This is a genomic window from Psychrobacter sp. Pi2-51, from assembly GCF_904846665.1.
In the GTDB taxonomy this organism is placed as follows: domain Bacteria; phylum Pseudomonadota; class Gammaproteobacteria; order Pseudomonadales; family Moraxellaceae; genus Psychrobacter; species Psychrobacter glaciei.
On the sequence record NZ_CAJHBP010000004.1, the window covers coordinates 141,511 to 162,356 of the forward strand.

Annotated in this window: 14 protein-coding genes and 1 pseudogene; 6 read left to right on the forward strand and 9 right to left on the reverse strand. The window is 44.1% G+C overall.

The window, feature by feature from the left end; translation table 11 throughout:
• Positions 1 to 80: 80 nt before the first annotated feature.
• The 4 genes from JMY08_RS03585 to JMY08_RS03600 all read right to left on the reverse strand — a co-directional run bounded on the left by JMY08_RS03585 (position 81) and on the right by JMY08_RS03600 (position 4,726).
• A complete protein-coding gene (locus JMY08_RS03585; protein ID WP_201590623.1) occupies positions 81 to 827 on the reverse strand; it encodes a lysozyme inhibitor LprI family protein in 747 nt (248 codons plus the stop codon).
• A gap of 132 nt (positions 828 to 959) precedes the next feature.
• Entirely contained in the window at positions 960 to 1,703 is a 744-nt protein-coding gene (locus tag JMY08_RS03590; protein WP_189581987.1) for a zinc-dependent peptidase, read from the reverse strand.
• A gap of 175 nt (positions 1,704 to 1,878) precedes the next feature.
• A complete protein-coding gene (locus JMY08_RS03595; RefSeq protein ID WP_201590635.1) occupies positions 1,879 to 3,933 on the reverse strand; it encodes an autotransporter domain-containing protein in 2,055 nt (684 codons plus the stop codon).
• 199 nt (positions 3,934 to 4,132) lie between these two features.
• Positions 4,133 to 4,726: a TetR/AcrR family transcriptional regulator gene (locus JMY08_RS03600; protein ID WP_201590638.1), complete on the reverse strand. Its 594-nt coding sequence runs from the start codon at positions 4,724 to 4,726 to the stop codon at positions 4,133 to 4,135.
• A 117-nt stretch (positions 4,727 to 4,843) separates the two neighbouring features.
• Between JMY08_RS03600 and JMY08_RS03605 the strand changes: the two genes are divergently transcribed.
• Both JMY08_RS03605 and JMY08_RS03610 read left to right on the forward strand, forming a co-directional pair.
• Entirely contained in the window at positions 4,844 to 6,283 is a 1,440-nt protein-coding gene (locus JMY08_RS03605; RefSeq protein WP_201590641.1) for an NAD(P)-binding protein, read from the forward strand.
• A 37-nt stretch (positions 6,284 to 6,320) separates the two neighbouring features.
• A complete protein-coding gene (locus JMY08_RS03610) occupies positions 6,321 to 7,415 on the forward strand; it encodes a DUF2855 family protein (protein ID WP_201590643.1) in 1,095 nt (364 codons plus the stop codon).
• 150 nt (positions 7,416 to 7,565) lie between these two features.
• Here the strand turns inward: JMY08_RS03610 and JMY08_RS03615 are convergent, their stop codons facing one another.
• Positions 7,566 to 8,204, reverse strand: coding sequence for a GDSL-type esterase/lipase family protein (locus JMY08_RS03615; protein ID WP_201590645.1), 639 nt, complete (start codon positions 8,202 to 8,204; stop codon positions 7,566 to 7,568).
• Between the two features lie 238 nt (positions 8,205 to 8,442).
• Here JMY08_RS03615 and JMY08_RS14115 point away from each other — a divergent pair.
• From JMY08_RS14115 to JMY08_RS03630, 3 genes and pseudogenes are all read left to right on the forward strand, one after another.
• Positions 8,443 to 10,071 (forward strand): annotated as a pseudogene (locus tag JMY08_RS14115) (circularly permuted type 2 ATP-grasp protein); the annotation flags it as partial.
• A 957-nt stretch (positions 10,072 to 11,028) separates the two neighbouring features.
• Positions 11,029 to 11,814 carry a transglutaminase family protein gene (locus tag JMY08_RS03625; RefSeq protein ID WP_201590650.1) on the forward strand — a complete coding sequence of 262 codons (786 nt, stop codon included), beginning with the start codon at positions 11,029 to 11,031 and terminating at the stop codon, positions 11,812 to 11,814.
• 34 nt (positions 11,815 to 11,848) lie between these two features.
• Positions 11,849 to 12,589, forward strand: a complete 741-nt coding sequence (locus tag JMY08_RS03630) for a peptidase (RefSeq protein ID WP_201590652.1) — start codon at positions 11,849 to 11,851, stop codon at positions 12,587 to 12,589.
• 120 nt (positions 12,590 to 12,709) lie between these two features.
• Here JMY08_RS03630 and JMY08_RS03635 read toward each other — a convergent pair whose 3' ends face one another.
• The 4 genes from JMY08_RS03635 to yghU form a co-directional block, all read right to left on the reverse strand.
• Complete coding sequence (locus JMY08_RS03635) at positions 12,710 to 13,954, reverse strand: DUF819 domain-containing protein (protein ID WP_201590655.1); 1,245 nt, start codon at positions 13,952 to 13,954, stop codon at positions 12,710 to 12,712.
• A 486-nt stretch (positions 13,955 to 14,440) separates the two neighbouring features.
• Entirely contained in the window at positions 14,441 to 16,108 is a 1,668-nt protein-coding gene (locus JMY08_RS03640; protein ID WP_201590658.1) for a DEAD/DEAH box helicase, read from the reverse strand.
• Positions 16,109 to 16,714: 606 nt separating this feature from the next.
• A complete protein-coding gene (locus tag JMY08_RS03645; RefSeq protein WP_227679580.1) occupies positions 16,715 to 17,800 on the reverse strand; it encodes a DUF1176 domain-containing protein in 1,086 nt (361 codons plus the stop codon).
• Positions 17,801 to 18,210: 410 nt separating this feature from the next.
• A complete protein-coding gene (yghU, locus tag JMY08_RS03650) occupies positions 18,211 to 19,065 on the reverse strand; it encodes a glutathione-dependent disulfide-bond oxidoreductase (RefSeq protein WP_201590664.1) in 855 nt (284 codons plus the stop codon).
• Between the two features lie 387 nt (positions 19,066 to 19,452).
• On the opposite strand from yghU, the gene JMY08_RS03655 reads away from it, so the two are divergent.
• Entirely contained in the window at positions 19,453 to 20,829 is a 1,377-nt protein-coding gene (locus tag JMY08_RS03655; RefSeq protein ID WP_413786673.1) for a DHA2 family efflux MFS transporter permease subunit, read from the forward strand.
• The last annotated feature ends 17 nt before the right edge of the window (positions 20,830 to 20,846 follow it).

Genomic DNA, 20,846 nt, shown 5'->3' on the forward strand with positions numbered 1-20,846 from the left:
TCCCAATCCTAATATATGCGCTTACGCTGTCTTTATTGTTTTCAATATGCAAACCATACAGCTTCTAGGGCAAATTCTACTCATCTTGACTCGAGGACTTTTCTATCGAAATAACCGCGCATACCACAGTGTGACTTTTGATACTGGTTGTCCATATCTCTTAATAATAGCTGCGTCTTACTACCATTACTAACTGGATACAAACGCAGCTCAGCACGTTCATGATAATCATTTATAGACCAATGATTGTCTGACCATGATGCCACTTCAGAGCTAATAGAACAGCTGTGCCCATTAGTAAAAATCAAGTCAGCATCGATAACGGCAGTGGTTGGTTTATAAGTAACACTATGAATAGAAATTGAGTTGGTCACCCTTCCCGCGTCCTCCCATACTTTAGTAGTGGCGTTATACATAATAATATCAACGTTCTCATAGAACGTATCAAAAGCTTGTTTGTTTGGTGGATTAAAGCGACTTGGATTTTCTGAGTAGCTCACATCTTTCTCACCAATACGCTCTTTATATTCACGGATAAGACATTCTTCGCTTTTACAAGTATTACGCTGGAACTTTAGCCAACTCCTTTGTTCGTCGCGTACGGCTACATTATAAGTATTAATGTCTTCATGATCCGCTGTACTAAAAACCTCAGCTTTGTATTGCTGTGCCATTGTTTCATCTAACTGAGATAGCTCAGTATTGCTACAAATAGATTTCTCTATCCACGTATTAGCCTTGGCACAATTAAAACTGGCAGCATGGGTATTCACTGATACAAAGCATACGATTAGCGTACTCATCATTAAAAAAGGTAGGTTTTTCATACGATGCTCACTTGTCAGGACAGTCTATTGTGATGAATACTTGTCAGGTTAAACAAATATATCATTAAATCCGAATATAAAATATTCCATTGGTTAGCTTGTATTGAAGGCTTTAGGTACTACACTCTTTATTCATAGTGGTGTTTGCTTAAAGAACTTCACCATAATCTCATAAATATCCGGATAAGCATCTACCAGCTTTTGAGGTGTTTCAAAAAACACCTCGCTCAGTACCGCAAAAAACTCAGCAGGATTGGTCGTTCCATAGCGATCTAGCCCTGACTTGCGATGGGTTTGAAAGTCCTCAAAATCTCGCGCCATAATCTCAGTCCAGCGCGCAGGATCCATATCAGGTTGCATCGGTGGAAAACCGTTGGCGCGGCCATTCATCATATCGAGTTTGTGCACAAACTCATGAATCACAACATTATGACCATCACGTTCGCCTGAATGTTTGGCATCTTTCCATGACAAGATAACAGGACCTCGCTGCCATGCTTCCCCGCTACGGTGCTGACTGCCTTCGTGGACAATACCAAACTCATCTACAGTAGTGCTGTCGCTTTTGTATGAACCTGGATAGATAATGACAGATGACCAGCCAGCATACCATTCAAGGCTTAGGTTTAAGATAGGCAAACACGCTTGCAGCGCAATCGATTGTCTGACAGCATTGGTTATTTCAAACCCTTGCGCACCAGTAATGGATTTATCAGCCAAAAACAAAGTCGCCAGCTCAAACAAATGCGTCATCTCGTCATTGTTTAATCTATCTAGTATCACAATACGCTCAGCCGCTTGTACCCAATCGGCATGGGTAAACTCGCTGTTATCCAATATACGCTGTTCACGCCAGTCTTTTATAATGCCAAACATACACGTCACCCCTATTCTTATAATATTTGGAACACATTTTTTATTACCACCGCTGAATATTATAGCGGTAACCAATAATACGCCATTATAATTGGTATATTAAAATATATAAGAAAAAAAACGCTGCTCATAAATCAATTATTGAGCAGCGCAGACTTACATCATACATTGATATTTAAAACTGATATTGCAAGCCTAGTTGTACTGAGCTGTCTTTATCGTCACGTGCAAAGGTGGTGTCGCCATTCAGATACGCATAAACGTTTTTATGAACCTTGTTACTCACACTCAGCTCAAAACGTCCATAGTCGTCGTCTTTATCTGCTTCAGTGATGCTAACCTCTCTTGTCCGACCGTCAGCTAAAGACGTGGTCGATAAATTATCTATTAGACCATCTTCGATCACATGCACATAAGCGACTTTGCCTTGAAGCTTGGCAGGCGTGCCCATCAAATTAAAACCATACTGTAACTGGTAACCAAGCTCTGAATCCCATGCCTCGCTAGAGGTGTCATCAATCTTGAGCGCAGTGCGAGAATTACCATTGCCACTGGTATAACCATCTATGTCTGTATCACTGTAATTGAGACCCAAAAAGGCACCATGGGCGACATTTTTCTTGATAAGAAAGTTGTAGCCAAGCTCATTGTGTGCGCTAAACACATCGGCATCAGAATTACCACGTTCGCTATTGTTGATAATATTTATGCCGTCATTACCATCCAGCCTGACGGTTCTATTAACGTCCAAGTCATGCTTAGACAGACTTAAAGAAGTGGTATTCCACCAAGCTGTGTCTTTGCCGCCCAGTAACGAGTAAGCTTGAACACCATAGCTTGTGTCTTTTTTAATACCGTTTTCTACGCTTTTATTGTTTTGATTGGCCGCTTGCACACCTGCGCCAACACGCCAGCTAGGTTGTACAACGTACTCGCCATATAGACCAATATTGGCGCGAGTGCCTTCTTGTGCATCATCAGCATCCACATAGCTTTGAGATCCATCTACCCAAACCTGAGCACGCGACTCATAATCCATCGAATTGGTGTTATCCATTGCCTGTAGCGCCAAAGCATTGGCACGTTCAAGCACAGCTGAATGTGAGTCGGTAGCATTAATTTTTAATGCGGCACCCATCGTGTTTTGCAGATTGATAGCGCTTTTGGTTGAGGCGATGATATCGGCATTCGTTTGCTCGACAATCAATCTACTAATGATACGAGAGTAGTCGCGCATTCTTTGTGATAGTCGTTCTGAACCAAAGGCCGCCGTGAGTACTTCCTCGTTATCTAACGCAGGGTTATGCCACGTATAGCCACCTGGAATATCTGGGTTTTCAGTTTGCGTATAACCATCATAGTCAGGCCCGAGGCTCCAGTTGGTTGCCTCAAATCCTACGACCTGCATGACACTATCAAAAGACTCCTGATCACTACAGCACCCAACGCCATAGGGCTCGTATGGTTCTGTATTACCTGGTGCGATAATGGCTGGATTGACCTCCACTGTAATACCAAGCTCTTTAGCAATACGCAGCGCATTTTCACGCAAACTTACATTGGCAGCCACTTCATTGCCGTTATTATCGTAAGCATTTCGCCCTGCGTTGGCGTACATTCTATCGCCTGTAATCAGACTGTCTAGGTTAATCATACCCAGTGCAGTCGTTTTTTCTGCGTCCGTGAGCTGATCAACAAATGCCTTTGAACCATTGAGACCGCCCTCCTCTGCACCAAATGCCACAAACTGAATGTCATGCTCTGTCTCAATGCCAGTCAGGTTTCTGGTCAACTCAGTCAAAACGCCAGATCCAGAAGCGTTATCATCCAACGCCTCTAAATTCTCATAATTTGGATAGGCGACGGCAGAATCATAATGTGCACCGATAAACAGCGTTCTGTTGGTATCAGCACTACCTTTTTGGGTCACGACAACGTTATTGCTCGTTAACGTCTCACCTCTGAATAAACCACGAGGCGCTACGAAATCGAAAGTTTGGCGATTGACTTGGTTATTACTGCCATCGATGGTCATACGCTGCTGCATATAGTCAGCAGCTTGGACTTCTTTGTCAGATCCTGTATACCTGCCAGCATAATCGCGGGCAAGCGTTAACGCCGTTTCTTCACCATAAGTACCGTACTGAGCATCTGCAAATGTTTGCGAGCCTGTTAGCATTGCTAGAGCTGCAACGACTGAAACAGTAAGCGGTGATAAGATAGTATTCAAACGGCCTCTCCTTGGTCAAAGAAATGTAATCAATGTTAAAAAGTAACCTAAAAAAATATGGTTTACAAGACAAAAAATCCATGTTTACTTATTTATTTTTTTTGAATAAAAAAGCGGTTGATTGGAATGGTATTTATCTGCTTATTATGAGTATTTATTGATTGCTGTTTGATATTTATACTGCTAATTAAACTCGTTTTTAGAAGGGCTTTACTTTAGCTTTAGTTATGTCAACGGCATCCAACTGCACTGCTACCACTCGCAGCGCCATAGACTTCCAGTCTAAATTTATATCATCGGTAAATACCATGTGGTGACTGATACTGACATAGCCGTGCACGATTGCCCAGATATCTAGCGCTATTTGTCGACGCTCCGTCGCGCTAGCACTATCTGGTAGATACGAGCCAGCCACTCGTACCAACTTTGAGAAAGCACTATCTCTTGCGGCAATAGCTTCGATTGAGGGCTGATATCCTGCATCAGACTCCCCAAAAATCAGCCGATAGTGTGCCTCATGTTGCGCACCCACATTGAGATAACCCAAGCATGCTTCCAATACTTGCTCTTTGCTTGCCCTACCCTCTGGAATCACATCCATGGCTTCACGAACTAGGTTAAATCCTTCGATATACAGCGCATCTAATATGCCTTGCTTGCCTTGAAAGTGGCTGTATATACCAATAGTGGACAGTCCTGCGCGTTTAGAGATACCACGCACGCTTAAGGCATCCCCGCCGCCTTCTAAGAAAAGCTCAGATGCTGCATTTAGTATTTTGGTTCTGGCATCCATTAGATTCTCACTAGGTCTTGACAATTATAACAGTGTTATTTTAGTATATAACACTGTTATGCACAAACAGTTATACAAGATTTATATGGATAAATTCAACTTAAGAGTAAGGATGCTATGAATACTCAACACCTAGAAACAGATTATCTAATTATTGGCAGTGGCGCGGTGGGCATGGCTTTTGCTGATGTGCTACTCACAGAGACAGATGCTAATATTATTATCGTCGATAAACATCATAAGCCAGGTGGTCATTGGAACGACGCTTATTCATTTGTCACCTTACATCAGCCGTCGTCTTTTTACGGCGTTAGCTCACGTGAGCTTTGCGGTGGTATGGTTGACGAAATTGGCTTAAACAAAGGCTTGTCCGAGCTGGCATCAGGTGCAGAAGTCATGGCGTACTTTGATAAAGTCATGAAGCATACGTTTTTACCGAGTGGCCGTGTGACATACTTCCCGATGTGTGAATACAAAGGCGACGGTAAGTTTTCCTCATTACTGTCTGATACCAGCTATGATGTTAAAGTTAATAAGAAAATCATTGACGGTACTTACTTCAAAACCTCAGTACCAGCGACCCATACCCCAAACTTCGAGATTGCTGATGGTGTTAAATTTGGCCCATTAAACGACTTACCGAGTCTAACCACATCACATAATGGCTATGTCATTATCGGTGGTGGTAAAACAGGTATCGATGCGGTTTTATGGCTACTAGAAAATCAAATTGACCCAGACCATATCACGTGGATTATGCCCAGAGACGCTTGGCTAATTGATCGTAAAAACACCCAGCCCTCTCGTGATTTTTTCACCCATACTATTGGAGCACAGGCCACTCAGGCAGAAGCAATTGCTGATGCTGAAAATATCGAAGACCTTTTTGATCGTTTAGAAAAAGGCGGCGTATTAATGCGTATTGATCCAAATGTACGCCCGCAAATGTTCCATGGTGCTACCATTAGTAGTGAAGAGCTTAAGCAGTTGCGCCGTGTTAAAAACATTGTGCGTAAAGGTCGTGTGACCCGTTTAGATACTGACAAGATTTATTTTGGTGATGACAGTATTGCTACCATCCCCAACACCATGCATATCGACTGCTCTGCACGGGCAGTACCAGTGACAGAGACGTACGATGTATTTAAAGGTGATACTGTGGTGGTACAAACCGTACGTACCTATCAGCCTGTATTCAGCGCAGCATTCATCGCTCACATTGAAGCCAATTATGATGATGAAACTGTCAAGAACGAGTTGTGCCAAGTGGTGCCAATCCCAAATCATGATACGGACTTTCTAGTTGGGCTCGTTAAACAAATGCAGAATCAAATACGTTGGTCAAAAGAGCCTGCGCTACGTGAATGGATGATTAACAATCGCTTAGATGGCTTCACTAAATTAGTACGTGCCAGCGAAGACACTCCACCTGAAGAGCTGGCTATCCTCAAGCGTCTAAAAGAAGCAGGACCAAAAGCCGCTGCAAACATGCCCAAGCTCATGGGTGAAATTATGCAAATAACGGCAGCGCGTCAAGCCAAAACTGCTAATGCCTAAGTAATGACTGCGAATACTATCTATCAAGGAAGCGACTATGCCAGAATTTCAGACCAACAAAGCAAACCTAACCCAAGCTCGCCTGCAAGACACACCTGTACATACCCTCGGTGATGGTGAAGTGCGCGTCGAAGTTGATCGCTTTGCTTTTACTGCTAATAACATTACTTATGCTGTCATGGGCGATCAATTACGATACTGGCAGTTTTTCCCGCCAAATGGGAATGAACCCGAAAAATGGGGCATTATTCCTGTATGGGGCTTTGCCGATGTCATCGAATCAAATAGTGAGGCGCTGCCCGTCGGTGAACGGCTATTTGGTTACTTTCCGCCTGCCAGCGAATTGATTATTACCCCCAAGCGAGTCACGCAAACCAGCCTGCTCGATGGTAGTGCCCATCGTGCCGAGCTACCACCCGGCTACAATATGTATCAGCGCGTCAATCATGAACGAGGCTATGACCGTGCCAATGACAATCAGCGCATGCTGTTGTTCGTATTGCACTTAACCTCATTCTGCTTGCATGATTTATTGAAGCGCAATGACTGGTTTGGTGCAGAGCAAGTGGTGATTATCAGTGCCTCTAGTAAAACCAGTATTGGCCTAGCCTATGGCCTCACTGATGATAAAGACGCGCCGCACGTTATCGGCCTCACCTCAAACCGTCATATAGATTTCGTCAATTCAATCGACGCCTATGACAGCGTATTGAGCTACGACACGCTTGAGAAGATTGACGCCAGCAAACCAACAGTCATTGTCGATATGTCGGCCAACACTGATGTGCTTAGTCGTCTACATACACACTTAGGTGACAACATGCGCTACACCAGCAATGTCGGTCTCACGCATTGGGACGAACCGCGCCATGTAGACGGTATTATTCAAGAACGTAGCCAACAGTTTTTTGCGCCCAGCCATGTACAGCAATGCATGAAAGAATGGGGTGCTGAAGAATTTAACAAACGCTCTATGCGCTATATCATGAATAGCACCGCAAAAACCAATGCATGGCTAAAAATTCAAGAGCTTGACGGGGTCAATGGTTTATTGGAAGTCTATCAAGATATTTGCGCAGGCAAAATAGCCGCTGATGAAGGTTTGGTGGTAGTCATGGATGACAATCAATAAAATGACTGGGCTATAAAGGCCGGACTATAAAATTTATCGTTTATTAATCATTGATCAAACAAAAAAGCAGATGGCTTAGTCAATAAGCTCTCTGCTTTTTTCGTACTGATTAAACTCTAGATGTTAAACACAAAGGTTGAGATTCGCAGCTTAATACACCCACCCTTCTTCTTTTAAATAACCATGTAATCCTTCGGCGAACTGTTTATAACCTGCAGCATTGGCGTGTATGCTGTCTGATTTTAAATCATCATCCGACAGCACAGTCGACCAGCCCTTAGCGTACAGTGGCACATCTTCAGCATCTGCAATGTCTTCATAAATAGGGTTGTCACTGGCCTTACCGAACAGCGCACTGGTACTAAAATAAGGCTGTGCCATCAGTACCACTGAAATGTCAGCGGATTTAAACTGATTAATCGTTTCGGTAATATTGGCACGCGTCGTATCAGGTGCAATACGCTGCAGCACATCATTTCCACCCACGCCAAGCAGTACCAAGTCAGGGTTTTGCTTAGTGATTTCGTCCACCCGAGCCAGCACATCTGCGGATGTATCGCCATTGACACCTGCATTAATGACTCTCCATTTGCTTAAGTCTGCAAGTACCTTAGGATAGGCAGTTTCTGGACTCGCGCCATAGCCATAAGTCAATGAATCGCCAAGCGCTATCACTGTGCTACCAGCGGGCAAGATATCTTGTTGTGGTTCGCTACCACAGCCAGTCACACTGATAGTCGCTGACAATCCTATACCTGCCAGTATTAAAGAACGATGGTATTTTTTCATGGTTTTATTGACCTTGTTCAACGATTTCTTGTCTTATTTAGTGGACCATAGAACACTTGTTTGTAATATTCTAATTCATAACATATTGAATATATTCCATTTTATTATAGAACGATTGTTGTATATTGCCCAGTAGACGTTGTATAGTTCATACAAGATACAGGCGCTATGTATGGCGAATTGACGCTATTGTCTGTCCACTATCATCTAGATTCTACCAAGGATACGTGTGGTATTTATGAATAAAAAATCATCTCAGTCTCAGTCTCAGTCTCAGAGCCAAAATCAATCACAAGAAGACCAGTCGCAAGACCAAAGTCAGAATCAAAACACAAATAAGGACACGGCTGCCCCTAAAACAAGTACAAAAGACAACGCTTCAGAGCCATCGCAAAGCCAATCACAGAATCAGTCAGAGGATACGCCCGTCAAGAATTTAGCAGATACTCCCCCATCACGAGCACCAAGTTTTGATGAGCTCCAAACGGCTAAAGGTCAGTATCGCCCAGTGGCAAAAGCCGTTGGTAATTGGCTTGATAACATCAACATGGATGCCCTCAATTATCTAAACGAACAAGCAGAAAACATCTTTTATCGTAAGGGCGTTACCTTTACCGTCTATAGCGATGCCAAAAACATCGAGCGTATGATTCCGTTTGATATTATCCCCCGTATTATTGCTGCAAGCGAGTGGCGTCTGATAGAAGCCGGTTGTAAGCAGCGCATCACCGCACTCAATGCTTTTTTGCATGACATCTACCATGACCAAGCCATCATGAAGGCCGACATCGTGCCTGCCAGCTATGTCTATGCCAGCGGCTGCTATGAGCCTTGGATGATGGGTATTGAGCTTGACAAACCCATCTACTCGCATATCAGTGGTATCGACTTGATCCGTGACGAGTCTGGCAAGTTCTGTGTATTAGAGGACAATTTGCGTACTCCGTCTGGTGTCTCCTATATGCTTGAGAGCCGTAAAATATCAGAGACATTATTGTCTGATATGTTTGCTGACACCTCTATTATGGGCATCAGTGATTATCCCGACCGCCTCAAAGCCTGTCTTGCCAGCTCAACCTCCAAATATGATCCACAAGTTGTCATCTTGACACCTGGCCGCTTTAACAGTGCCTATTATGAGCATGCGTTCTTAGCACATGAGATGAATGTGCCACTCGTACATGGTTATGATTTGGTAGTTGAGGACAGTAAGGTCTATATGCAAGGTATTCGTGGCAAGGTACAAATCGATGTGATCTACCGACGCATTGATGACCCATATATTGATCCGCTCGCTTTTCAATCTGACTCGATATTGGGCGTCTCAGGGCTAATGAGCGCCTATCGCGCTGGTAATGTCGTTATCGTAAATGCACCAGGTACAGGCGTGGCTGATGACAAGAGCCTATATCCTTTTGTACCAGACATGATTAAATTCTATCTAAACGAAGAGCCGATTCTGCCTAATATAGAAACCTATCAATGCCGTAAGCCTGATGAGCTCAAATACGTGCTTGATAATTTAGACAAGCTGGTCGTAAAAGAAACCCAAGGCTCAGGTGGTTACGGCATGCTTATTGGGCCGACTTCTACCAAAAAGGAGATTGAAGAGTATCGCCTGCGCCTACTTGAAAACCCAGCCGGTTTCATTGCCCAGCCGACTATTTCGTTATCGACCAACCCCACTGCCGTGAGTGATGGTATTGCGCCGCGTCACATTGATCTGCGTCCCTTTATCCTCAGTCACGGCGATGGCACAGTCGATATCGTACCGGGTGGCTTGACTCGTGTGGCCATGGTTGAGGGCTCATTAGTCGTTAATTCATCTCAAGGTGGCGGTATCAAAGACACTTGGGTCGTCGATGACAGTCACCTACAATCTGAAACCAAAAAACCAAACGGTAATGGTCAAGCTGGCAAATACACGCCTGTGCCTTTAGATGCCAACAACTCAGATCACGCCAACTATTATGATCGTGTGCAGCCTAAAGAAGCAGGCTATGAGATGCTAGATGACGCACCAATGATCTTGCTACTCTCCACTGCCAGTCATCTCATATGGCTAGGCCGATACAGCGAGCGCCTGTATTACTATGATAATGTCATGAAGCAACTGGTCAAAGACGATCTCAAAAAATCACAGCTGAAGCACTTAATCAGCCATTTAGGTTTTGACGCGGATGCGGATGAATCGTTTAAGACCATGAAAGCGCAGATGCTGTCTGATCTGGAACGAAATATCATACCGAACATCGTTCAATCGATAGATGACAATGTGCAAGAGGCCAAAGGCGTCATTGGTAAAGACACGGCTGAGTTATATAATTTGATTAAGCGGCTTTCAAGTGCTGGTACTTATCGGGCTGCAACCTTGCAGCTACATGCATGTAACGCAGCTATGAAACAAGAGCATCCAACGGTGACCTGCTTCTGGCAATTAGGGCGTCATTTTGAGCAGCTAGAGCGGGCTGTGCTACTGGAAGAGGACTCAATAGAAGTCAGTCTTGAGTTTAAGTACTGGATCAATGAGCTGCCTGAAAACACGCGCTGGCGTGAGCTGACACGTCTGGCCAATCAGATGATTAGATCGAAGAAATTTAGTGATTTTCAGCTGATTAGCAAAGAGTTTAATATCATCTTGCGTCAAGGTGTCTAGTCGCAAGATGATTACAGGCGCTAATGATACAGTCGATTCCAGATAATTTGGATAATAGCAAGGCGAGTAACAGTACTACCAATAGTAGACTAAGCTCGCCTGACGCCATATCCGATTTATATGGGATTGACCATACATATGAAATAAACAGAAAAATAGGAAGCTATCATGAAACTTCAAATCAGCCATCAAACCAACTATTATTACGGCGAGCTTGCACAGCGCAGTGTCCAGTATATACGCATGACCCCCATGCAGATGCCGCACCAAATTATTCACAAATGGGAGGTCATGCTGCCTAAAGTGGCGACCAATCAAAAGGATGGCTTTGGAAATGACTGGCTCACCCTTAGCCGTAACGAGGCGCATAACAACCTGCAAATGCAAGCGTCAGGTATCGTCGAGATTGATACAGAGACCAAGCGTGTAGCGGATATGGATCATGTTCCCTACCTACTGTTTACGGTACAAACACCATTGACCAAATGTTCACAAGAGATGCGTGAGTTTTCAGCGCCCTATCTAAAAAACCCCACGCATGACAGCCTAAAGTCGATGGCCAATGCCCTCATCATGAAGATGCCGTTTGTGAAAGATGTGACTCATGTAGGTACGACAGCGACTGAGTCTTTTGCGACAGGCGCTGGCGTGTGCCAAGACCATACCCATGTTTTTTTAGGCTGCTTACGTGATCAGCATATTCCAGCCCGTTATGTGTCAGGCTATCTATACGACGATACCGAAAACCATATGGCCAGTCATGCGTGGGCAGAAGTATGGCTGGACGGTTACTGGTACACCTTTGATATCTCAAATCAGCTGTTTCAACCAAGCTCTCACGTCTACGTCGCCATTGGTCGAGACTATTTAGATACAGCTCCTGTCCGCGGTGTTAGAATGGGCGGCGGTTATGAAAACCTTTACAGTCAAGTATTGGTTTCGAGATTATCATAGGCTATTTTTAAGCCTATTCTACTAAGGATCAGTTATGACTTATTGTGCCGCTATACGTCTGAAAGAAGGGATGGTTTTTGCTAGCGACACACGTACCAATGCTGGGGTTGATCATATCTCAACCTTTAGGAAGCTCTATCAATATGGCGTTGAGGGCGAGCGCTTTATAGTATTACAGACAGCTGGCAGCTTGGCGACATCGCAGGCGGTGTTTAACAAGCTGCAAAACGATATTGACCAGCGTCTTGAGAGTAATCTCAATACGGTCCCGACTTTATTTGATGCCGCGCAAATGGTTGGTGAATGCATGCGTGAAAAGATGAATCATGCAAAAAAAGTCGCTAATTCTAGTGTCGATGGCGCCTTTACCAGCTCTTTTATGCTGGGTGGTCAAATAAAAGGCCAGAAGCCTGAGTTGTACATGATTTATCCTGCAGGCAATTGTATCAGGGCCACTGAAGACACCCCGTTTTTTCAGTTGGGTGAAAGCAAATATGGCAAACCCATTCTAGATCGCTCTGTCAGCTACGATACAGACGTGAGACATGCAGCCCGCGCATTGATGCTGTCATTCGATTCAACCATTCAATCCAACTTGTCAGTGGGCATGCCAATTGATTTTATACTATATGACAATGACAGCCTGACCATGCCCACTGGCCGACGTATTGATGAGAATGATGAGTATTTCAACAGCATTCGCCATCAATGGTCAGAGGAGCTACGTCGTATTTTGATTGAATTGCCTAAATGTCCTGATGGTTATTGGGGATAGGTATATGAAGGGCAAAAGCTGTTTTAAATGAATGGTGAGGATCAACCGACAGACGTAGAAAAAGCAGCATAAATCGACCTTATGCTGCTTTTTTTATAACCATTTTTTCAAATTATAAGGTTATGTTACCACCAATCGCATTAGCTGCGTACTGATATAACCACCAAACGTGCCCACTGCATAACCCAAAATACCTAAAAACACGCCAACTGGTGCCAATGATGGATGAAAGGCCGTTGCCACAATCGGTGCCGATGACGCGCCGCCAGTATTTGCGTTAGAGCCAACCGCCAAAAAGAAGAATGGCGCACGAATGACTCTAGCGACCGCAAAAATGATAACGACGTGAATACTCATCCACAATAGACCAATGAGTAGTAATCGCCACTGCGAGACAATACCTGCTAGATTGATTTGCATACCAATAGCCGCAATTAGTACAAAGATAAATACGGTACCGATTTTTGAGGCACCCACATGATCAAGGCGACGTATTTTGGTGAAGGAAAAAACCACTCCTATTAAAGTGATAATCACCACCATCCAAAAGAACGAGCTGGCAAAGCTATACTGTACCGCCCAGCTATAAGGTGCAAAAAACTCTGCAATCTGACCACCTATGAAATGCGCCACCCCAACCATCGCAAAGCATAAGCCAAACATCACCATCAAATCATTCAGTGTCGCTGGACGCGTATGATCACGCTCGTAGCTTTCAACCGCTTTAATCACTTTATCGATACTGCTGGTATCCGCTCTCAATAGGCGATCTATCTTATCGCTATGCTTTGCCATGATTAATATCGCCAATAGCCACAATGATGCATTGGTCGTATCGACCAAAATCATCATGCCAAACAAATCATCACTGACCCCAAATAGCTCCTTCATGGCCGCCTGGTTGGCGGCACCGCCTATCCAACTACCCGCCACCGCCGAAAATCCGCGCCACAGAGTGTCGTCGGTAAACATACTCGGCGACACCCACTTAGCGATACCCAAGCTAATCGGGCCACTGATGACAATGGCAATACTGGCAGCGAAGAACATCGCAATCGCTTTCCAGCCCAACCCCAATATCTTTGGTACATCCATTGATAGGGTCATCAATAGCAAGCTTGCTGGCAGCAAATAAGTAGCAGTGAAGCCATAAATCTGTGAGCCAATACCGTCAGCGAACACACCCAAACTGTTTAGTGTGGCTGGTATAAAGCAGCACAGTACGATACCCGGCAATACTGCATAAAAGCGCTGCCAAAACTTACCGGGCAAACCTTGAGTATAGAACACCAATCCGATAACAGCCATGATGATACCAAAGGCTAACGGCAAGCTATCAATGGCTAAATGAGAAATATCAGGCATCAAGGTACTCCAAGAGTTACAGCTAGCAAAAGTGAATCAGTATAGATAAGGCGAAAAACAGGTGCAAGCAACGATTGACTACAAAGATATATTTGTTCGTTTTGGCAGATTATCAGTACTAGGGCATGTCTTCAATTCATTCGATAGTCATCTAAATGGGATAAAAGTGGCTAAATCTTGCCAAACATCGTCAAATAGCTGGTTAATATCCCGATATTATCTGCGCTATTTTTCTTGTTTGACGGCAATTTATCTCATTTTTATCACCATTTTTGAAATGAAGACACGCCCTAGAGTGTGTCCTCATTGTTAGCCCATTTAGAGAATACTGGATTGACTTGAGAACACGCCATAATTGGATACACATAAAACCACTGCGCACAAAAAAGCCAGATAACAAGTATCTGGCTTTTTGACGCTATTTTTATCCGATTAAGTCAGGGTTATTTTATTAATAACCTTTATTAATCATTAAATATAACAGTATTACGAGTTGTTACTACGGTTACCGCCGCTTGAACGACCTTGACCACGGCTGTCAGAACGACCAGCTGGGCGACCTTGGCTGCCACTTGGACGACCACGACCCGTTGCAGCACGCTCACCGCGTGGAACGCCAGTGCTATCACCACGGCTAGGAGCACCAGTGCGCTTGCCTTGATACGGCTTGCCACCTGAACGCTCATTTGGCTTACCAGATGAATCACGTGGCTTACCTTGATAACCGCTGTCATTGCTTGCGCGTTGACCGGTTGAAGCGCTGTCACTTGAGCGACCGCGAGCATTAGCAGGATTACCTTGATAGCCACCGCTTGAGCGACCACGGCCTTGACCATTACCGCCACCGCCGTTTGAACGACCACGACCACGGCCACGACCATTGCCTTTGTTTTCGCTAGGTACGTAAGTCTTCTTAGGCTCCATGCCTTCGATGATACATACTTCCATTTTGCGATCTAAATAACGGTTGATCGCGTTTAGCTGTGGACGGTCATCCATGCTACATAAGCTGATAGCGATACCAGTACGACCAGCACGACCACAACGACCGATACGATGGACGTAATCTTCAGTCTGACGTGGCAAGTCATAGTTGATAACGTGCGAGATAGCTGGGATATCTAGACCACGAGCGGCAACGTCAGTCGCTACTAGGATTTTAATTTTGCCATTACGCAAGTCTTGAACGATACGGTTACGCTTGCTTTGTGGCAAATCGCCATGTAGGAAGCTTGCTTTATGACCCGCTTCTTGTAGCTGTTTGGCCAGTTTTTCAGTGCTACGTTTGGTAGCAGCAAAGATAATGATCTGTTCCATATCTTGCTGGCAAACGATTTTGTCAAGCAAACGGTTTTTATGATCAAAATCATCACAGTAGTACACTTTTTCTTCGATATGTGCAGATTCTACTTTGATTGATACGCGCTCAGGGTTCTTAGTGAAGCTGGCAGCGATTTTACCTACTGGGCCATCCCAAGTTGCTGAACACATGATTGTTTGACGATCCGTTGGTGCAGCACGAAGGATATCACTGATGTCATCAGCAAAACCCATGTCTAGCATGCGGTCAGCTTCATCAAGTACCAATACTTCTAGGTTTGACAAGTCAACGCGACCGGCATTGATATGGTCAAGTAAACGACCAGGGGTCGCAACGATAACTTGTACGCCTTTTTTCAAAGCAGTAATCTGACCGTTGTACGGTGCGCCGCCTACTAATGGCACACAGAACAAACCGCGCATATCTTTAGAGTAGGTACGAACGCTGTCATGTACTTGCTGAGCAAGTTCACGCGTTGGTGTTAGGATAAGTGCTTTGGTTAGTTTGTCAAAGCTAGTGGCGCGGCTTAAACGATCAAGTACAGGGATAACGAAAGCTGCCGTTTTACCACTACCGGTTTGCGCTGATAGGAGAAGGTCACGACCCGCTAGAGCAAAAGGAATGGCTTGTGCTTGAATAGGTGTTGGGTTTGTATAACCACTGCGATCAAGCGCGGTCAAAATTGGCTTGGCAATACCGAGGTCAGTAAAAGTAACTTGATTTTCGTCAGAAGCGTCAGCGTCAGTAGAAGCTGCTTCATTAGTAGTTGTGTTTTGAGTGGTGTCTTCGATAATGCCATTTTCAGCGGCGATTGCAGATAAGATGTCAGTCATGAGAATCCTTGGTAAGTATAAGCTGCTGTAAATTCAGCAAACTTGATGCATACCACTGATAACCGTTCACCACGCTGCTTTTATTAAAAAATTACCGAGCAATATGAAAATGTCGATAATCAGAAGCCAAGCTAATAAAGCTCTACTTCTTCAATAAATGCGTTCGTGCTGTCTGACGTATTTTGGTGGTAGTGCCGAGTGTCTTATCCTTGCCTGATATCAGCGCATTATCAATGCTTTGTCCAAAGCAGATAAAGGCAAACAACAACCAATCTAGACCATATTTATATGGGCCAGTAGATAAGATATGAGTCAAAAATAACTGATATTTTTTAAAAGGTTATTTAAGTACACAAAATCATCGGCAACAATTACTTATGGTCATCCTAGACCCAAAATCGCAGGCGATGTTATCAATCTCATAATTCACGCTAGTCAATGCTAACGTGGCGACGCAGTATAGCACAGTACAAACACTATCTGTATCTATTTTTCCATTTACTATCAAAATAAGCGCTATCTTCTTAATAACCAATCATTTATTTAATCAAGACATGCCTCAGTTTTTAAATAAATGATTGGTTATTAAAATAAACGTCGAACGTTCTAGCGTAGAATTTTTACTTCTGTCACATAAGTTGGCATTTGCCATGCCCCGCCTGCTTCGACCATACGGCACAGCCCCGTAGTGCTCTCATGACTTTTTTCAAAAGCTTTACCTGTCCACATCCAGTCGGCTTTGGATAAGCAGTCACCAATCCCGCGACCTTTTTGTACCGACGTGATTTTACCTTTGTCGTAATCGGTTGCATTGGTGGTAACCAAGGTCGGCTTATAGGGTTTATTGTCATTTATCACCCAGACGCCTATGCCTGCATTATAAGCCCCTACCCAGCATTCGTGTTGTGCTAATAACTGCGTATTGTTCAAACGGCTGACACGCCATGAGGTTTCATCGAACAAATTTGGGCAGTCACTATCGGCATCTCGCATGGTAGTTTTCATCATTGCTGACAACTGCGAGGATTTCATCACAAATTTTTTGTTGCTGCTAGATATAGCAGCAGGGTTGGGTGCTACAAAACGAAGCGACGGTGCAGGCTTAGGTGGCAAGACACTACTATTGGGCTTTTTAGCGTCATCGCTATGGATAAAGGCGCTCGATGTGCCTAGGCGGCCCTGTGCCTCATCTGCCTTGAGCATGACAGCGCTAGCCCCTTTATCAGACAACTGCCAACGTGAGTTACGTAGTACCAGCTCGATCTTGCTTGATTTAGTCAAGGCATCTAGCAGTGCGGTCACCTGTGACGAGGTCAGCTCAGCATTGCCTGCTGCTGCGGAGAAAGGCTTGGTTTCACCCAAGTCTTTGCCGTCGATAACTAAAGAAATGCGATGGCGATTACCCAGTTGCATCAAGGCTTTCGCAGCGCTTTCTTTAGCACCGCCAAACTTAACCTGACCGTCTACGGTGGCATTGGCCCCCGCACGGCGCACCAGCAATACCGAGACGGGCAACTGGCTATTGTTTTCTGCTTGGTATCCTGCCAGCCGGCAAGTACGGGTATTATCACAAGCAACCTGCCAATCTTGGTTGGTAAATTCAACGGCGGCAGCATGAGCGTGGCTCATAGAGCTAAATGATGTGATAGTGAGTGCCGTCAGTATGGGTAATAAAATTTTATTTTTTGACATTAATAGGCTTATTTTTGTTGTTGTTGTTTTAGCTTGATTTGCAGAATGAGTCATATTTTTTGCATTAAATTTTTTATGAATATTGATATAGCAACTGGCATTGTAGTCAGTTAACAATAATGCACTTGGAACTTTATGCCTCTTCATAATAATTACTCATCAACAGAAGAATTATAAACACACGCCCTTTAAGACGGCGACCTGTTATCTTAACGTATCAATGTTTCTATCTGTTGTACTAATGTACCATTATGTAAATATACAAGTATACTGCTAATTTAATATATCGATACATAAATATAGCACTATCAATATGTTAAAAAAAGGCTGATAAGCAAATTGCCTACCAGCCTTGTTTGACAGTCTCATTATTTTTATTTTTCTAATGAAGACCTATGATGCTTAATTACTTAAGCCATTGGTTTTAGTGACAGATCGACTGCCCGTTTTACCGCAGGACGCTCAGCTATTTGCTTCGCCCAGCGCTGTATATTTTTATAATCATCGACCTGCAAGAATTCAGCGGCTTCATAAAGCTTACCCAAAACCAATTGTCCGTACCATGCCCAAATAATGATGTCCGCAATATTATAATCTGCCTCGTCATTGCCGCACATGTATGTGCTGGCTTTTAGATGTCTATCGAGTACGTCGAGCTGGCGCTTGGTCTCCATGGCATAGCGATTGATGGGGTATTCCATCGGCTCTGGGGCGTAGGCATAGAAATGACCAAAACCACCGCCTAAGAAAGGCGCACTACCCATTTGCCACATTAGCCAAGAGAGGCAGTCTGCTCTCGCTTTACCAGCGGCTACAGGTATGAACTGACCAAATTTTTCTGCCAAGTAAATTAAGATGGCACCGGATTCAAAAAGCGCAATAGGCTCGCCAGCGGTATCGGCAGAATGATCGACCAAGGCTGGAATCTTTGAGTTAGGATTTATCGCCACAAAGCCCGAACCAAATTGATCGCCTTCTGAGATGTCAATTTTGTAGGCGTCATATTCAGCACCTTCAATACCAAGCTCAGCCAGCTCTTCTAATAAGATGTTAACCTTGACACCATTTGGCGTATTTAGTGAATATAGCTGTAATGGCGCCTCGCCTACTGGCAGCTCTTTTTCATGACGCGCGCCAGCCGTTGGGCGGTTGATACTAGAAAACTTACCGCCACTTTCTTTATCTTGTGTCCATACCTTAGGTGGCGTATAAGTCGCTTCTTTTACATTATTATTGGTCGTTGATTGATTGTTGTCATTACTCATCAGAGATCCTATTTGTTATTGTGTCACAAAATATAATTTTACTAAAAATAGCCTGTTCAAGATAATTTGGATAAAAAAGCAGGCGAAAGCACTATAAACAGTAGACTGAGCGAACCTAACGAATTATTTAATTCATGTATCCAATTTATATGAGACTGACTGAATGTGTGCTCTACTATAACGGCTATCTCTCAACCTATTAAAGTCCTGTCGTGTAATTAATGTAGTGGTTTTTAGGATAAAAAGTCCTTTGGTTACTTTGCTCACCTTTAACTACTCTGCCATTGTTCCTATACTACGCACAATTTAACGGTCTTTAGAGATAAAGGCAGTCGCTCACGAGCACGCTCTTTGAATACCCTAGCCTTAAGATATGGTGATGTCAGTATGGTAACGCTAACCTCCACACAAAATAAATACCTACCCTATGTGCTGGCGGTGGCGCTGTTTATGCAAATTTTAGACGCCACCATTTTGAATACCTCGCTACCACAAATGGCACAATCACTGGGTGAGTCACCACTTAAGATGCAATGGGCCGTGATTAGCTATGCGTTAACCTTAGCTGTTTTTATTCCAATCAGTGGGTTTTTAGCGGACAAATATGGCACACGTCGGGTGTTTTTATCCGCGATCATCATCTTCTGTATTGGTTCATTGCTGTGCGCGGCGTCACCAACCCTAGACTTCTTAATTGGTTCACGTGTGGTACAAGGCATTGGCGGTGCGATGATGACACCTGTTGCTAGGTTGATATTGGTCAAGTCGTATCCTCGCAATAAGCTATTGACCGTGATGAACTTTGCAGTGATTCCAGCATTGGTAGCACCCTTGGTAGGGCCAGTGCTCGGCGGTTATATCGTGCAATATGCCAGCTGGCAGTGGATATTTTTGATCAATATACCGATGGGTATTTTTGGTTTTATTATGGGCAAAAAACTGGTACCGGCTTTATTTGAAGATACTAAGCATTTAGATTGGACAGGGTTTTTATTGTTTGCCACTGCAGCTTGTGGGTTTACGCTGGCGGTAGAGTTTGGCTCACAGGCAGGGCGAGAGCTTTATGGATTGTTCTGTGGTTTGGGTGCAAGCCTGCTGATAGGTGCTTATATTTGGCATGCCAAACGTCGTCAAGCGCCGCTATTCCCCTTGACCCTATTTGATATTCGTACCTTTAAGATTGGGATTACGGGTAACTTATTTACGCGCTTAGGCATTAGTGCCGTGCCGTTTCTACTACCGTTACTATTACAAGTGGTGTTTGAATACTCACCGTCGCAGGCAGGTTGGCTACTGGCACCTATCGCGGTTGGGGCGATTGGTATCAAGCCTTGGGTGAGTAAAATTATTCAGCGTTACAGCTATCGCACGGTATTGGTCTACAATACGTTTTTTATGGGTACGCTCATCATTATGTTAGCGCAGTTTAATGATGCCTCACAGTGGCTTTGGTTCATTCCTATTTTGACCGTAATGGGTGCTTGTAACTCTATGCAGTTTAGCGCGATGAATACCATTACCATCGGTGATTTAGAAGGCGTACAAACCAGTAGCGGTAATAGCTTGATGGCCGTTAATCAGCAGCTCGCGATTAGCTTTGGTATTGCCTTTGGGGCTGCGCTACTAAATCTACTACGTGAGCGGTTTGAGCTTGATACCTTGGCTGCCTTTCAAACGACGTATTGGATATTGGGAATACTAACAATTCTCTCAGGACTGTATTTCTTACGTCTCAAACCTGAAGATGGTCGCGGTTTGTATTAGGGCGTGTCCTCATCTAA

What these genes read in the sequence shown, in the direction of transcription:
- JMY08_RS03655 (WP_413786673.1), top strand. Translation starts at nt 19,453, where the DNA reads ATGGTAACGCTAACCTCCACACAAAATAAATACCTACCCTATGTGCTG.
- JMY08_RS03630 (WP_201590652.1), top strand. Translation starts at nt 11,849, where the DNA reads ATGACTTATTGTGCCGCTATACGTCTGAAAGAAGGGATGGTTTTTGCT.
- JMY08_RS03625 (WP_201590650.1), top strand. Translation starts at nt 11,029, where the DNA reads ATGAAACTTCAAATCAGCCATCAAACCAACTATTATTACGGCGAGCTT.
- JMY08_RS03635 (WP_201590655.1), bottom strand. Translation starts at nt 13,954, where the DNA reads ATGCCTGATATTTCTCATTTAGCCATTGATAGCTTGCCGTTAGCCTTT.
- JMY08_RS03610 (WP_201590643.1), top strand. Translation starts at nt 6,321, where the DNA reads ATGCCAGAATTTCAGACCAACAAAGCAAACCTAACCCAAGCTCGCCTG.
- JMY08_RS03645 (WP_227679580.1), bottom strand. Translation starts at nt 17,800, where the DNA reads ATGTCAAAAAATAAAATTTTATTACCCATACTGACGGCACTCACTATC.
- JMY08_RS03615 (WP_201590645.1), bottom strand. Translation starts at nt 8,204, where the DNA reads ATGAAAAAATACCATCGTTCTTTAATACTGGCAGGTATAGGATTGTCA.
- JMY08_RS03640 (WP_201590658.1), bottom strand. Translation starts at nt 16,108, where the DNA reads ATGACTGACATCTTATCTGCAATCGCCGCTGAAAATGGCATTATCGAA.
- yghU (WP_201590664.1), bottom strand. Translation starts at nt 19,065, where the DNA reads ATGAGTAATGACAACAATCAATCAACGACCAATAATAATGTAAAAGAA.
- JMY08_RS03585 (WP_201590623.1), bottom strand. Translation starts at nt 827, where the DNA reads ATGAAAAACCTACCTTTTTTAATGATGAGTACGCTAATCGTATGCTTT.
- JMY08_RS03590 (WP_189581987.1), bottom strand. Translation starts at nt 1,703, where the DNA reads ATGTTTGGCATTATAAAAGACTGGCGTGAACAGCGTATATTGGATAAC.
- JMY08_RS03605 (WP_201590641.1), top strand. Translation starts at nt 4,844, where the DNA reads ATGAATACTCAACACCTAGAAACAGATTATCTAATTATTGGCAGTGGC.
- JMY08_RS03600 (WP_201590638.1), bottom strand. Translation starts at nt 4,726, where the DNA reads ATGGATGCCAGAACCAAAATACTAAATGCAGCATCTGAGCTTTTCTTA.